The organism is Pseudonocardia abyssalis (genome assembly GCF_019263705.2).
Classification (GTDB): domain Bacteria; phylum Actinomycetota; class Actinomycetes; order Mycobacteriales; family Pseudonocardiaceae; genus Pseudonocardia; species Pseudonocardia abyssalis.
Genome location: NZ_JADQDK010000001.1, coordinates 4,110,810 through 4,123,598, shown reverse-complemented (window position 1 = coordinate 4,123,598; position 12,789 = coordinate 4,110,810). Strand labels below are relative to the sequence as shown.

Here is a 12,789-nt window from a genome sequence, read left to right as displayed (position 1 = left end):
CGCCGCCGGGCGGCGGTTCCGGCCGGGCGGGCGGCCCGTCGCACCTGCCTGCACGCGACCGCGGGACCGTCGACCCGGCGTACGCCGGTGAGGCCCGGTCGGTGGCGGGTACCCCGGATCGGGCGGGAGCGGTGGGTCGCCGTGGCCGCCGGGCTGGTCCTGCTGCTCGGTGCGGCGGTCGTGCTGCCGTGGGTGCTCGACCGGCCGGTCCCGGCGGCCGGGGACGCCTCCGCTCCGGCGGCGGTTCCGGCCGTCGTCCCGGTCGCCGTCGTCCCGGTGTCGCGGCCCGTCAGCCTCGACATCCCCGCGATCGAGCTGGCCGGCTCCCCGCTGGGGGAGCTGGGGCTCAACACCGACGGGACCGTCGAGGTGCCCGTCGACTACTCCATGGCGGGGTGGTTCGACCTCGGGCCCACACCCGGTCAGGTCGGGGCCTCCGTCATCCTCGGGCACGTCGACTCCACCACCGGTCCGGCCGTGTTCTTCCGCCTGCGCTCCCTGGAGGCGGGCGACCAGGTGGACGTGGGGCTGGCCGACGGGACCGTGGCGCGGTTCGCGGTCGGGTCGGTCGAGACGTACCCGAAGGAGGAGTTCCCGGCCCGGCGGGTCTACACGTCCGCCGGGTCGCGGGACCTGCGGCTGGTGACCTGCGGCGGTGAGTTCGATCCCGTGGCCGGCCACTACGAGTCGAACGTCGTCGTCTACGCGACCCTGCTCGACACCGTCCCGGCGTGACCGCCCACCGGTCGAGGCGGCCGGACGACTGGCCGGACGTACTGGCCTCGCTGACGACCGAGCTCGACGACTGCACGGCCTACGTCGTCACCGTGGCCGACCGCGTCACCCACGAGATCGACGCCTACGGCCCGCTGGGCGCCGAGCAGGCCGTCCACGAGGCCGACCAGGTCCTGCGAGGGCTGCGGGACGAGGAACTGCAGAGCGTCTCGGTACGGGTGGTCCGGCTGCACACCGTGCCGGCCCCGGTCGCCGGGGTCGGTCACCCCGTGACGGACGACCGGCCCCGACGCCCCGCCACGGCCGACGCCAGCTCGTCCAGGACTTCGGCGGTGGTGTCCCAGCCCATGCAGGCGTCGGTGACCGACTGCCCGTAGGTCATGTCGGCCCCGAGCTCCTGGCGTCCACCGACGAGGAAGCTCTCCAGCATCACGCCCACGACGCCGCGCTCCCCGCCGGCGATCCGGGTGGCGACCTCGCGGGCCACCCCGGCCTGCCGCACGTGGTCCTTGCCGCTGTTGGCGTGGCTGGCGTCGACGATCACGCGCTCGGGCAGCCCGGCCTTGCGCATCCGTGCGAGCGCGGCCGTCACCGAGTCGGTGTCGTGGTTGGGGCCGCCGGAGCCGCCGCGCAGGATGACGTGGCAGTCGGGGTTGCCCGCGGTGGTGATCAGGGCGGCGAGGCCGTCGGGGTTGATGCCCATGAACACGTGGCTCGCGGCCGCCGCGCCCACCCCGTCGACGGCGACCTGCACGTCCCCGTCGGTGCCGTTCTTGATCCCCACCGGCATCGACAGCCCGCTGCACAGCTGGCGGTGCACCTGGCTCGCCGCCGTCCGCGCGCCGATCGACCCCCAGCTCACGACGTCGGCCAGGTACTGCGGCGTGATCGGGTCGAGGAACTCGCAGCCCACTGGCAGCCCGAGCGCGGAGATCTCGAGGAGCAGGCGGCGCGCGGTCCGGAGTCCGGCGTTCACGTCGAACGTGCCGTCGAGGTGTGGGTCGTTGATCAGGCCCTTCCACCCGACGGTCGAGCGCGGCTTCTCGAAGTAGGTGCGCATGACGATCCGCAGCTCACCCTCGTGGCGGGCGGCGACCGCGGTGAGCCGGTGGGCGTAGTCGAGCCCGGCGGCCGGGTCGTGGATCGAGCAGGGGCCGACGACGACGAGCAGGCGGTCGTCGAGGCCGTCGAGGACGTCGACGACCTGGGCGCGGGCCCGCGTCACGGTGTCGGCGACGGTCTCGGAGACCGGGAGGTCGTGGCGCAGCAGCGACGGTGAGATCAGCGGGCTGACGCGCGTGGTGCGGTGCGCGTCGAGTGCGGGAACGGTGAGCACGGGAGGCGGTCCTTGCTCCGGGGAGCGGCCCGCCGAGAAGTCCCCGTCCGAGCCGTTCGATCCGGCTCGTGGGGAGGAGGTCAGCGCAGCGGTTCGACCGCCGACCCCACACGGGCCGGATCGGTAAACCAGTACTGGCGCTGCACGGGGCGACCGTACCAGCCCGGTCACCCGTTCATGGTCGCGATCTGGATGAGGTTGCCGCAGGTGTCGTCGAGCGTGGCCACGGTGACCGGCCCCATGTCGGCCGGTTCCTGCACGAACCGCACCCCGGCCGCGCTGAGCCGCTCGAACTCCGCGTGCACGTCGTCGACGCCGAAGGAGGTGAACGGGATGCCGTCGGCCACCAGCGCCTCCTTGAACGGGGTGGCGGCCGGGTGCGCGGATGGCTCCAGCAGCAGCTCGGTGCCCTCGGGGTCCTTCGCGGAGACGACGGTGAGCCAGCGGTACTCGCCCATCGGGACGTCGTGCTTCTTCACGAACCCGAGCACGTCGGTGTAGAAGGCGAGCGCCTTGTCCTGGTCGTCGACGAACACGCTGGTGACGGTGATGCGGATCATGACTGCTCCCGGATCGGCCAGCGCTCGGTGATCGAGCGCAGCGGGGTGGTGTCGAGGTGGTGGAACTTGTAGCGGCCCTCGCGACGGGTCGTGACCAGGCCGGCCTCCTCCAGTACGGCGAGGTGCTGCGAGATCGCCTGCCGCGACGACGTGAGCCCGTGCTTCATCGTCAGGCGTGAGCAGATCTCGAACAGCGTCTGGCCGTCGCGGTCGACGAGCTCGTCGAGGACGGCCCGCCTGGTCGGGTCGCCGATCGCCTTGAACACGGCGTCCACGCGACCTTTATAGGCAAGTAGCTACTTGCCTGTCAACCCCGCCAGTCCAGGCACAACACCGTCGAGTCGTCCTTGAGCGCGCCGCCGGTCGCCTCGATGACGGAGTCGCTGAGCGCGCGCACGACCTCGCGCGGGTGCAGGTCGACCGTCGTGCCGAGCACCGCGGGCACGTCGACGTGGGCGCTGTTGCGGTCGAGCACGCCGTCGGTGACGAACAGCAACCGGTCACCGGGGCGCAGCGCGATCTCCTGCACACCGTGGTGGGACCCGGCGTAGAGCCCGAACGGCAGGTCGATGTCGAGCTCCACCTCCGACACCCGCCCGTCGCGCAGCAGGATCGGGAACGGGTGCCCGGCGTTGACGAGGGTCGCGCGGCCCGTCGCGAGGTCGATCCGGGCGACCTGGCCGGTCACGAACTCGCCGACGGGGGAGTGCTCGGTCAGCGCGTCGTTGGCCGTGTCGACCTGTTCCTGCAGGTCCAGGTTGCGTCGGCGTCCGTTGCGCAGGCTGCTCACCAGCACGGTGGCCAGCAGTGCCGCGCGCACGTCGTTGCCGACGGCGTCGGTGATCGACAGGTGCAGGGTGTCGCGGTCGAGCGCGTAGTCGAACGTGTCGCCGCCGACGGTGCTGGCCGGCTCCAGCCACGCCGCGAGGCTGAACTCCTCGGCGTCGAGGCTGAACGCGTCGGGCAGCAGTCGCCGCTGGATCTCCGCGGCGAGGGTGAACGGGGCGGTGCGCTGGCCCCACTCGAACAGGTCGGTGTAACGGCGGTTGGCCACGACGACGTACCCGAACGCCTGCGCGACCTCGTCGATCTCGGTGAGTGCGGCGTCACCGGGCGCATGGGGGAGCCACAGCTCCAGTACGCCGATCGCGTCGCCGCGGACGGTGACCGGCACCGTCACCACGACGCCGTCGTGCTGCTCGCGCACGTCGGTGATCTGTGCCCGCAGTACCTTCTCGTACACGCTGCCGGCGAGGGTTATCGTCTCCGCGACCTCCTCGCCGCGGCGCCGCGTGCCTGCGCGGGCCCAGCTCGACCGGTCGAAGCGCACCACGTACCGGCCGGAGTAGTCGGCGATCAGCAGGTTGACGTCGCGCGCGCCGATCACGTCGCCGAGCTCGCTCTCGGCCACGTCGATCGCGTCGACGGGGGCGGCCGCGTCGATGCGGCCGAGCAGGGTCCGGCGCGTCATCCGGGCCCGCCGGCGGGCAGCGTGGCCGCGTGGTCGGGCACCTCGTGGAACCGCTCCCGTGGCGGGCGCTCGTAACCGCGCTGCGGCGGCCGCCTGGGCAGCTTCAGCCTCCGGCCCGGGATCGGTTCCCAGGGCACGCTGGCCAGCAGGTGGGCGATCATGTTGATCCGGGCGCGGCGCTTGTCCTCGGCCTCGACGACGTTCCAGGGCGACGACGCGGTGTCGGTGTGGGCGAACATCTCGTCCTTCGCCCGCGAGTAGTCCTCCCAGCGGGTGATCGATTCGAGGTCCATCGGCGACAGCTTCCACTGTCGCATCGGGTCCTTCATCCGGCCCCGGAAGCGACGCTCCTGCTCGCCGTCGCTGACGGAGAACCAGTACTTGCGGAGCAGGATCCCGTCCTCGACGAGCAGGTCCTCGAACACCGGTGCCTGGCGCAGGAAGCGGGCGTGCTCCCCGGGGGTGCAGAACCCCATGACGCGCTCGACGCCGGCGCGGTTGTACCAGCTGCGGTCCAGCAGCACGATCTCGCCGGCGGCCGGGAGGTGCTCGGTGTAGCGCTGGAAGTACCACTGCGTGCGCTCGCGCTCCGACGGCGCGGGCAGCGCCACGATCCGGCAGATGCGCGGGTTGAGGTACTCCGCGACCCGCTTGATCGCCCCGCCCTTGCCCGCGGCGTCCCGCCCCTCGAACACGACGACGAGCCGTGCGCCGGTCGTCCGTACCCACTCCTGCATCTGGACCAGCTCGCCCTGCAGGCGCAGCAACTCGGTCTCGTACGGGATGCGCGGGAGCCGGGCCATCGGGCCATCGTGCTAGTTGAGGACCCAGATGGCGAGGTTCAGTGTCGAGGCGAACGTGACCCATGCCAGGTACGGGACCAGGAGCAGTGCCGCGGGGCGGCTGTGCCGGGCGAACAGGACGATCGTCGCGACGATCGTCAGCCACAGCAGCACGATCTCGACGAACGCCACCCCGAACAGTCCGGCGCCGAAGAACAGCGGCGTCCACAGGGCGTTGAGGACGAGCTGGGCGGCGAACACCGACAGGGCCGAGCGGGCCCCGCTCCATCCCGCCGTGCGCCAGACCAGCCATCCGGCGACGGCGATCGTCACATAGAGGACGGTCCAGACCGGGCCGAACAGCCATGCGGGCGGGGCCCAGGCGGGCTGCACGAGCGCGCCGTACTGGTCGGAGGCGGACGCCGCGGCGAGACCTCCGACGAGGGCTGCGGCCGCGGCGGCGACCCCGAATCCGGCGAGTCCGACGGCGGCGACGGGCAGGGAGGGGCGGGTGTATGTGCTCACGATGAAGAGTCTTCACCATCGAGAGATATCGTGCACGTCCGAACGTCGTGTCACGCGTCTCGACGCAGCATCCGGTAGGTCGTCAGGCCCATGCCGACGGCGACGTAGCACAGGGCCCGCAGGGAGCTCTCGATCATGCCGTCGAGCGGGAGGGGGTCGCGCAGCGCATCGGCCCCGGCGCCCCAGCCGCTGGTCAGCAGCCACGGACCGAGCCACTCCAGAGCCGGGATCGCGGCCAGCACGCCGAACACGATCAGCCCGCCCAGCACCGAGGCCAGCACGACGAGCGGGTGCTCGGTGACCGCGGAGACGGCCAGCGCCACCGCGCCGACCGCCGCGAGCTGCCCCACCACCCAGACGACGACGAGCCCGACCCGCAGCAGCGCGTCGCCCAGGCCGACCGCGGTGCCCGACAGCGTGACGAGCTGGCCCTCGGCCCCGCCCACCACGACGAGCCCGGCGATCACGCCGACGACCGCGACCACGAGGGTGGCCAGCGTGGCCACGACGAGCACGCCGAACGCCTTCATCGCCACCAACCGCAGCCGCGACACCGGCGAGAGCAGCAGCCCCCGCAGCGTGCCGTGGGCGCTCTCCCCGGCGATCGCGTCGGCGGCGGCCATCGAGACGGCCAGAGGCAGCAGCAGCGCGAGCGACAGCGTCATCGCCGCGATCGGGAGCACGAGACCGTTGCCACCGATCGCGGTGATCAACCCGGGGCCGCGGCCGGTGGACCCGGCGACGGCGACGCCGATCGAGATGAGGATCGGGATCAGCGCGAACAGGCCGAGCCCGACGAGCGTGCGCGGGCGGCGCAGTACCCAGCGCAGCTCGGCACCGAGCAACCGGCCCAGTGGCGCGGTGCGGGGTGGGTCCAGGACCGTCACGGGGTCTCCTCGGTCAGTCGCGCGAACAGCTCCTCCAGCCGGGCGCGACGGCGCCGGGCCTCCTGCACCGCGACGCCCGCGCGCACGAGCAGCGCGATCGTCTCGGCGGTGGGCGGGCCGTCCTCGCCGACCACGACACCGGGCTCGTCACCCGGAGCCGCGTACGCGGGCACGCCCGCGGCGCGCAGGGTGTCGAGCGCGAGGTCGACGTCGGTGGTGACGACGTCGAGCCCGCCGGTGCCCGACTCCAGCAGCGCGGCGAGCTCGCCCGCGGCCACCAGCGACCCGGACTGCAGCACGGCGACGTGCGTGCACGTCGCCTCGACCTCGTCGAGCAGGTGCGACGACACGATCACCGTCGACCCGGCGGCGTGCAGCTCGGCGATGATCCGCCGGACGTCGCGGGTGCCGGCGGGGTCGAGGCCGTTGGTCGGTTCGTCGAGGACGACCAGGCGGCGCGGCAGCAGCAGCGCCCCGGCCAGCCCCAGGCGCTGCTTCATGCCGAGGGAGTAGCCGCGGAACCGGCGGCCCGCGGCGGCGGAGAGCCCGACACGGTCGAGCGCGGCGTCGACCGCCCCTGCCATCTCGCGCGAGCCCAGCAGCGGCTCGGTGGCCGCCACCCGCAGCAGGTTGTCGCGGCCGGAGAGGAACGGGTGGAAGCCCGGACCCTCCACGAGCGCGCCGACGTGCGGCAGCGCGCGGGCGGCGTCGTCGGGGATGGGGTGGCCGAGCAGCTCCGCGGTGCCGGAGTCGGCCCGGGTGAGCCCGAGCAGCATCCGGATCAGCGTGGTCTTGCCGGATCCGTTGGGGCCCAGCATGCCGAGCACGGAACCGGCGGGTACGTCGAGGTCGATGCCGTCGACGGCCACCGTGGAGCCGAACGTCTTGCGCAGCCCCACCGCGCGCGCGGCGAGGGGGCTGACCGCGGCGGCCGGAGGGGGTGTCGCCGCGGTCAGCGTCGAGGGGGTCGTCACTGCGCGAGGGCCTCGGTGAGCACCTGCTCGGGCACGGCACCGGCGGCGACGCGGCCGTCATCGGTGACGATCGCGTTGGCCACGGCGGTGCTGATCAGCGTCCCGCTGCCCCACGGGCCACTGACCGGGGAGCCGAGCGCGGTGAGGTCGAAGCCCTCGGGGTCGTCGCCCTCGGGCACGGCGGGGGCGGTCGCGAGGACCACCGTGTCCCAGCCGTCGCCGACGATGCTCGGGGCGGTGGCGCCCTCGGGACGGCCCTCCGGTGCGCCGTCGGGACGGTCGGCGCCGGGCTCCACCACGGTCGATCCGGGCGGTGCGGTGAACGTGAACAGCGCCGGGTCCTGCGCGCCGAACGTCAGCTCGGTGAACCCGACCTGCAGCGCGGGGTCGGAGGATCCGGTGGCCAGCACGGTCATCCGCAGCGGCACGCGCTGCTCGGAGTCGACGGCGATGCGCACCTCGCGCAGCAGCGTCCGCTCGTCGGGGGCCGGGGTGAGGACCAGCTCGTAGGCGGGGCGCCCGGCGACCTCGGCCGTGCCGTCGACGGTGACGACGCTGCTGGTCTGCAGCGTCCGGATCGCCTCGGTGGCCGCGGCGGTCGGGTCGGTCATGTCGGAGGTGTCCGCGCGGCCGTCCTGGCGGGTGCCCTCGGTGACCGTGCGGTCCTGCGAGTCGTAGGCCCAGAACGTGGTGCCGTCACTGACGAACGTCTTCTCGCCGTCGGAGGTGGGGAGCTGCACGCGCCCGCCGCCGTCGCCGTTCGACCAGATCCGGGCGGTGCTGGTGCCGTCGCCGGCCTGGGGCACGTCGGGCAGGACGGGCAGGCCGAGGGAGTTGTCCAGCTCGACGGTGCCGGCGAACGCGTCCGGTTCGGCCGCCAGCACCGAGGCCACCAGGTCCTCCGGGGTGACGGGCGGCAGCTCCGGGGCCGCTCCCGCACCTCCCGGCAGCGCCAGCAGCCCGAGTCCGACCACTCCCGCGACCGCGATCCCCGCGGCCGCCGTGCGGCCCGTCGTCCATCGTCCGGTTCCCATGGACACAGCCTGACGCACGGCGGCTGAGAGGCGGCTCAGCGCCTGAGAGGAACCTGAGGCCGGCCGCCGTCGATGGCGGTACGTTCCCGGGGACATGGCGCGCGTGCTGGTGGTCGACGACGAACCCGGCATCCGCACGGCCATGGCCAGAGGCCTCACCTCCGAGGGCATGGAGGTCGTCGCGCGCGGCGACGGCGACTCGGCGCTCGAGGCCGCGCTCACCGGCAGCTTCGACGCGATCGTCCTCGACATCATCCTCCCGGGCCTGTCCGGCTACCGGGTGCTCGAGCAGCTGCGGTCGGCGGGTGTCGACACGCCGGTGCTGCTCGTGTCGGCCAAGGACGGCGAGTGGGACCAGGCCGACGGCCTCGACCTCGGGGCCGACGGCTACCTCGTCAAGCCGTTCGCGTTCGTCGTGCTCGTCGCGCAGCTCAAGGCGATCCTGCGCCGCCGTGACGCCGCGCTCGGGCGGGTCGGGCAGCGCGTGCGGCTCGGGTCGCTCGTCGTCGACCCGGTGGCGCGGGCCGTGAGCTGGGACGGCGAGCCGGTGGAGCTCTCCCCGCGCGAGTTCGCGCTCCTGCACGCGCTGGCCAGCCGGCCCGACACCGCGGTCGCCAAGGACGACCTGCTGCGCATCGTCTGGGGTGACGAGGGGGCCGCGAGCCGCAACGTCGTCGAGGTCTACGTCGGGTACCTGCGCCGCAAGCTCGACGCCGTCGGCGCCGGGCAGGTGCTGCGGACCGTGCGCGGGTTCGGGTACCTCGTCTCGTCGTCATGAGGACCTGGTGGGCCGCCCGGGGTCTGCGGTTCCGGATCACCGTGGTCGTCGGCGGGGCGGCACTGGTGGCCCTGCTCGCGCTGAGCCGGCTCGGGGTCGGGCTGTTGTACTCGACGCTGCTCGCCGCGGCCGACGAGGAACTGCGCGCCGACGCCGCCGCCGTCGTCGTGCGGCTGGAGGCGGGGGAGGTGCCCGCGTCGCTGCGCGTCCCGACGGTGCGGATCGTCGACACCGCGGGTGATCCGGTCGACGGCGGGCGTGCGTTGCCGCTGGAGCAGCGCGAGATCCGGACGCTGGCCGCAGGCGACGGGGTCGTCGTCGGCTCCTTCGACGAACTGCGCCGCTACCTCGCGGTGCCCGCCGTGCTGCCCGACGGATCGACGCGACTCGTCGTGGCCGTCGGCGACATCGTCGGGGGGGCGGTCCTGCTGGCCAGGGGGGCCGGGGCGTTCGTGCTCGGGGCGCTGCTGGTCGCGGGTGTCGTCGCGACGGCGTCGTGGGCGGCGACGCGGGCCGCGCTACGCCCGGTGGAGCGGCTGCGCTCGGCGGCGTCGATGCTCCCGGCAGGGGAGCGGCTGCCCGTACCGCCCGCCCATGACGAGCTGCGCGCGCTGGCCGAGGAGATGAACCGGCTCCTCGCCCGCCGCGACGACGCGGTGGCCCGGCTGCAGGTGTTCACCGGCGACGCGGCGCACGAGCTGCGGTCCCCGGTGGCGGCGATCCGCGCGCAGGCGGAGGTCGCGGTCGCGCACCCGGACCCGGACCTGGCCGACGAGACGCTGCGCGCGGTCGCGGTGGAGGCCGAGCGGTTGTCGGTCCTGCTGTCGGACCTGCTCGCACTGGCCCGCGCCGACGCCGGTCGCCGCCCGGACCCCCGCCCCGTCGACCTGGTGGCGGCCGCCCGTTCCGCCCTCGCCCGCGCCGGTGCGCCGCCCCCGGCCCTCGACCTGGTCGCCCCCGCGCCGGCGCTCGTCGCCGCCGGGCCCGCCGAGGTCGACCTGGTGCTCGACAACCTGGTCGCCAACGCGCGGCGCCACGCCCGCTCCGTCGTCCGGATCGGGGTGCTGCCCGCCGGGCGCTGGGTGCGTCTGGTGGTGGAGGACGACGGGCCCGGTATCCCGCCCGCCGACCGCGAACGGGTCTTCGACCGCTTCGTCCGCCTGGACCCGGAGGCCGGCGGAGGGGCGGGCCTGGGACTGGCCCTGGTCGCGGCACTGGTGACGGGCCGGGGCGGGCACGTGGTGGCCGGGGAGGCGACGGGGGGCGGGGCGCGCCTGGAGGCCCGCTGGCCCGCCGCCACCCCGACCCCCACCCGCTGACGCCCGCGAGTCGCCGGGTCTACGCCCACGAGTCGCGGGTGCTGGCACCATCGCCGGGTGCCGGTGCTGCGTTCGACGACCCTGATCACCGCCCCGCCCCGGACCGTCGCCGGGGTCCTTCGCGACGTCGACGTGCTCGCCGCGGCGCTGGGCCGGTACGGGCACCGGCTCGGTGCGCCGGCGCGGTGGCTGGGACCGGAGGACGAGGTGCGGATCCGGCTGCGCCCCGGGGTGTCGCTGCGGGTGCGGGTCGAGGCGGTGTCACCGGCCGGGGTGCGCGTCACCTGGCGGGGCGGGGCGCACGCCGTCACCCTCGCCCCGGTCGACGGCGGGACGCGGATGGTCGGCGAGGTGCGCTGGAGCGGCCCGGTCCCGCACGGTCAGGTCCGGCGGCTGCTGTCCGCCCGCGCGGCCGCGGTCACCTCCGCCGCTGAGGCCCTCGTCGCGGCGCGGGCCGTCGTCGCCACCGCGCTGGTCCGCGACCGCTCGGTGCTGGCCGCGCAGCGCACCCGGCCGCCTGCGCTCGCCGGGCTGTGGGAGCTGCCGGGCGGGCGGGTCGAGGAGGGGGAGTCCGATGCCGACGCCGTGGTGCGCGAGTGCCGGGAGGAGCTCGGGACGGAGGTCGTCGTCGACGGGCGGCTGGCCACCGACCTCCGCATCGACGCAGGCGTGCTGCGCGTCCACACCGCCCACCTCGCCGACGGGGGGCCCGAGCCGCGGGCCCTGGAGCACTCCGGGCTGCGGTGGGTCACGGCGGCGGAGGTGCCGGGCGTCGACTGGGTGCCGGCCGACCGCGCCGTGGTCGCCGACCTGGTGGACCTGCTCCGACCATGATCAGCGGATCGGAACCGGCGGCGGGGCCGGGCCCGCGGACGGTTCCGAAACGGTGATCACCGCGATCCGGCGTTCGCACGAGCACCGGATCCGGGCCGGAACGGAACCGGGAGACGTCGGGATCCGTCGAAGTCGGTCATGTCCATCGACTCGTTGCTGGCCCGCCAGGCGGGCGTCATCTCCCGTGAGCAGGCCCACCGCGCGGGCCTCTCGCGCGACGCGATCGACCACCTCGTCCGCCGCAGGCGCTGGCGGCCGCTGCACCCGCACGTCTACCTGGCGGCCGGGCACCGGTTAGACGACGAGGTCGCCGTCCGCGGGGCCGTCCTGTGGGCCGGTGACGGCGCGGTGCTCTCCGGGTGCGCCGCCGCGTGGTGGCACGGCATGGCCGACCGCGCACCGACCGCGGTCCGGGTGACGGTGCCGCGGCACCGCAACCCGCGCGGCCGCCCCGCCGTCGACGTGCGGCGGCGTGCGCTGGACCCGGTGGACGTCACCGAGGTCCGCGGGATCGCGGTCACCGCCCGGCCGCTCACGGTCGTGGAAGCCTCGGTCGACCTCGGCGGCCGGTTCCTCGACCGGGCGCTGCAGCGCACCGTCCGCTTCCCCACGGTGTACGCGGCGCACTGCCGCAACCTCGGTGCCCAGGGATCGGCGCGGGCCGGGCAGCTGCTGATCGCGGCCGCCGATCGCTCGGCGTCGGAGGCGGAGCGGCTGCTGGTGAGGATGCTGCGCGCATCGGGTGCTCGGGGCTGGCACTGCGGGTTGCCCGCCTCGGGGTTCCTGATCGACATCGCGTTCCCGGAGGCGATGGTCGCCGTCGAGATCGACGGATGGGCGTGGCACATGGACGCGGTGCGGGCACAGGCGGACAAGCGCCGGCAGAACGTCCTGGTCCGGGCCGGCTGGACGGTCCTGCGCTACACCTGGCACGACCTCGTGGAGCGGCCGGGGGCGGTGCTCGCGGAGATCGGGTCGGAGGTCCGCCGGGCCCGCCGCGCCCGATGATCGAGGACTGGGAACGGGGAGCGGGTCGGGGCCCGCACCCGGTTCCGGGACGGCGATCATGCTCGGTGCCGCCCTGCCCGTGGGAGCACCCTGCGTCTCGTTCCCCGGGACCGGGACGCGGTGGCAAGGAGTGATTTTGGACACGTGTCGCCGCGGGGGCGCGGTCCACGGAGCGGGCCGCGGGCGAGCGGCGCCACCCGTCGTCGACGCGACGGATCGCGCTCCGGCGCCCGGTACGGCGGGCGGAGCGTCCACGAGACCCGGGTCACGGCCGGGAGGATGACAGTACGCCCGATCTACCGCCCGTCGCCCGATCTTCGCCGCTCATCGGACCGGAACGGGCGAATCGGTTCAGTAGACGCGTGCGGCCTTGACCGCCCGGCGGAGCTCCTTGCCCCGCAGTCCCCGGCTCTCGATCTTGTCCAGGCGCAGTGCGACCACCGGGCAGTTGGAGCAGCGCGTCGGCTTCGAGCGGCAGCACTTCTTCTTCACCTTGCCCATGATGAGGAGAGCCTAGGCTCACACCTGGGCGAGGGCCAGGAGCCG

General features: G+C 74.4%; 16 protein-coding genes. 6 read left to right on the top strand and 10 right to left on the bottom strand.

The features are described 5' to 3' along the window. Positions 1-141 precede the first annotated feature (141 nt). Together I4I81_RS19930 and I4I81_RS19925 are read left to right on the top strand one after the other, a co-directional pair. Entirely contained in the window at positions 142-735 is a 594-nt protein-coding gene (locus I4I81_RS19930) for a class F sortase (RefSeq protein WP_218616253.1), read from the top strand. Beyond that, positions 732-1,112, top strand: coding sequence for a hypothetical protein (locus I4I81_RS19925; RefSeq protein WP_218605715.1), 381 nt, complete (start codon positions 732-734; stop codon positions 1,110-1,112). The genes I4I81_RS19930 and I4I81_RS19925 overlap by 4 nt, the downstream gene beginning before the upstream one ends. Here the strand turns inward: I4I81_RS19925 and I4I81_RS19920 are convergent. The 9 genes from I4I81_RS19920 to I4I81_RS19880 all read right to left on the bottom strand — a co-directional run bounded on the left by I4I81_RS19920 (position 998) and on the right by I4I81_RS19880 (position 8,304). Further along, the gene (locus tag I4I81_RS19920; protein ID WP_218605714.1) at positions 998-2,071 is read right to left on the bottom strand and encodes a 3-deoxy-7-phosphoheptulonate synthase; all 1,074 of its coding nucleotides are present in this window, start codon (positions 2,069-2,071) and stop codon (positions 998-1,000) included. The two genes, I4I81_RS19925 and I4I81_RS19920, sit on opposite strands and share 115 nt — an antisense overlap. Positions 2,072-2,238: 167 nt before the next feature. Beyond that, positions 2,239-2,631 (bottom strand): VOC family protein, encoded by a 393-nt coding sequence (locus tag I4I81_RS19915; protein WP_225924641.1) that lies wholly within the window; start codon positions 2,629-2,631, stop codon positions 2,239-2,241. Next, the gene (locus I4I81_RS19910; RefSeq protein ID WP_218605713.1) at positions 2,628-2,906 is read right to left on the bottom strand and encodes an ArsR/SmtB family transcription factor; all 279 of its coding nucleotides are present in this window, start codon (positions 2,904-2,906) and stop codon (positions 2,628-2,630) included. Before I4I81_RS19910 ends, I4I81_RS19915 begins: the two co-directional genes overlap by 4 nt. Before the next feature lie 32 nt (positions 2,907-2,938). Next, positions 2,939-4,102 (bottom strand): PP2C family protein-serine/threonine phosphatase, encoded by a 1,164-nt coding sequence (locus I4I81_RS19905; protein WP_218605712.1) that lies wholly within the window; start codon positions 4,100-4,102, stop codon positions 2,939-2,941. Then, a complete protein-coding gene (gene ppk2, locus I4I81_RS19900; RefSeq protein ID WP_218616252.1) occupies positions 4,099-4,905 on the bottom strand; it encodes a polyphosphate kinase 2 in 807 nt (268 codons plus the stop codon). Before ppk2 ends, I4I81_RS19905 begins: the two co-directional genes overlap by 4 nt. A 12-nt stretch (positions 4,906-4,917) precedes the next feature. Next, complete coding sequence (locus I4I81_RS19895; protein ID WP_372478323.1) at positions 4,918-5,409, bottom strand: TspO/MBR family protein; 492 nt, start codon at positions 5,407-5,409, stop codon at positions 4,918-4,920. A gap of 50 nt (positions 5,410-5,459) precedes the next feature. Then, complete coding sequence (locus I4I81_RS19890; RefSeq protein WP_218605880.1) at positions 5,460-6,296, bottom strand: ABC transporter permease subunit; 837 nt, start codon at positions 6,294-6,296, stop codon at positions 5,460-5,462. Beyond that, entirely contained in the window at positions 6,293-7,270 is a 978-nt protein-coding gene (locus I4I81_RS19885; RefSeq protein WP_218605879.1) for an ABC transporter ATP-binding protein, read from the bottom strand. The genes I4I81_RS19890 and I4I81_RS19885 overlap by 4 nt, the downstream gene beginning before the upstream one ends. Then, the gene (locus tag I4I81_RS19880) at positions 7,267-8,304 is read right to left on the bottom strand and encodes a LolA family protein (protein ID WP_218605878.1); all 1,038 of its coding nucleotides are present in this window, start codon (positions 8,302-8,304) and stop codon (positions 7,267-7,269) included. The genes I4I81_RS19885 and I4I81_RS19880 overlap by 4 nt, the downstream gene beginning before the upstream one ends. 94 nt (positions 8,305-8,398) lie before the next feature. Between I4I81_RS19880 and I4I81_RS19875 the strand changes: the two genes are divergently transcribed. The 4 genes from I4I81_RS19875 to I4I81_RS19860 all read left to right on the top strand — a co-directional run bounded on the left by I4I81_RS19875 (position 8,399) and on the right by I4I81_RS19860 (position 12,243). After that, positions 8,399-9,082: a response regulator transcription factor gene (locus I4I81_RS19875; protein WP_218605877.1), complete on the top strand. Its 684-nt coding sequence runs from the start codon at positions 8,399-8,401 to the stop codon at positions 9,080-9,082. Beyond that, positions 9,079-10,401 (top strand): ATP-binding protein, encoded by a 1,323-nt coding sequence (locus I4I81_RS19870; RefSeq protein WP_218616251.1) that lies wholly within the window; start codon positions 9,079-9,081, stop codon positions 10,399-10,401. Before I4I81_RS19875 ends, I4I81_RS19870 begins: the two co-directional genes overlap by 4 nt. A gap of 57 nt (positions 10,402-10,458) precedes the next feature. Continuing rightward, positions 10,459-11,235 (top strand): (deoxy)nucleoside triphosphate pyrophosphohydrolase, encoded by a 777-nt coding sequence (locus I4I81_RS31350; protein ID WP_275967476.1) that lies wholly within the window; start codon positions 10,459-10,461, stop codon positions 11,233-11,235. A 138-nt stretch (positions 11,236-11,373) separates the two neighbouring features. Then, positions 11,374-12,243 (top strand): type IV toxin-antitoxin system AbiEi family antitoxin domain-containing protein, encoded by an 870-nt coding sequence (locus I4I81_RS19860; RefSeq protein ID WP_218605663.1) that lies wholly within the window; start codon positions 11,374-11,376, stop codon positions 12,241-12,243. Between the two features lie 351 nt (positions 12,244-12,594). On the opposite strand, the gene I4I81_RS19855 is transcribed toward I4I81_RS19860, so the two are convergent. Next, positions 12,595-12,744: a hypothetical protein gene (locus I4I81_RS19855; RefSeq protein WP_218605664.1), complete on the bottom strand. Its 150-nt coding sequence runs from the start codon at positions 12,742-12,744 to the stop codon at positions 12,595-12,597. Positions 12,745-12,789 lie beyond the last annotated feature (45 nt).

Coding starts and splice junctions, on each gene's coding strand:
- I4I81_RS19875 (WP_218605877.1), top strand. CDS start 8,399: ATGGCGCGCGTGCTGGTGGTCGACGACGAACCCGGCATCCGCACGGCC.
- I4I81_RS19915 (WP_225924641.1), bottom strand. CDS start 2,631: ATGATCCGCATCACCGTCACCAGCGTGTTCGTCGACGACCAGGACAAG.
- ppk2 (WP_218616252.1), bottom strand. CDS start 4,905: ATGGCCCGGCTCCCGCGCATCCCGTACGAGACCGAGTTGCTGCGCCTG.
- I4I81_RS19855 (WP_218605664.1), bottom strand. CDS start 12,744: ATGGGCAAGGTGAAGAAGAAGTGCTGCCGCTCGAAGCCGACGCGCTGC.
- I4I81_RS19905 (WP_218605712.1), bottom strand. CDS start 4,102: ATGACGCGCCGGACCCTGCTCGGCCGCATCGACGCGGCCGCCCCCGTC.
- I4I81_RS19860 (WP_218605663.1), top strand. CDS start 11,374: ATGTCCATCGACTCGTTGCTGGCCCGCCAGGCGGGCGTCATCTCCCGT.
- I4I81_RS19870 (WP_218616251.1), top strand. CDS start 9,079: ATGAGGACCTGGTGGGCCGCCCGGGGTCTGCGGTTCCGGATCACCGTG.
- I4I81_RS19880 (WP_218605878.1), bottom strand. CDS start 8,304: ATGGGAACCGGACGATGGACGACGGGCCGCACGGCGGCCGCGGGGATC.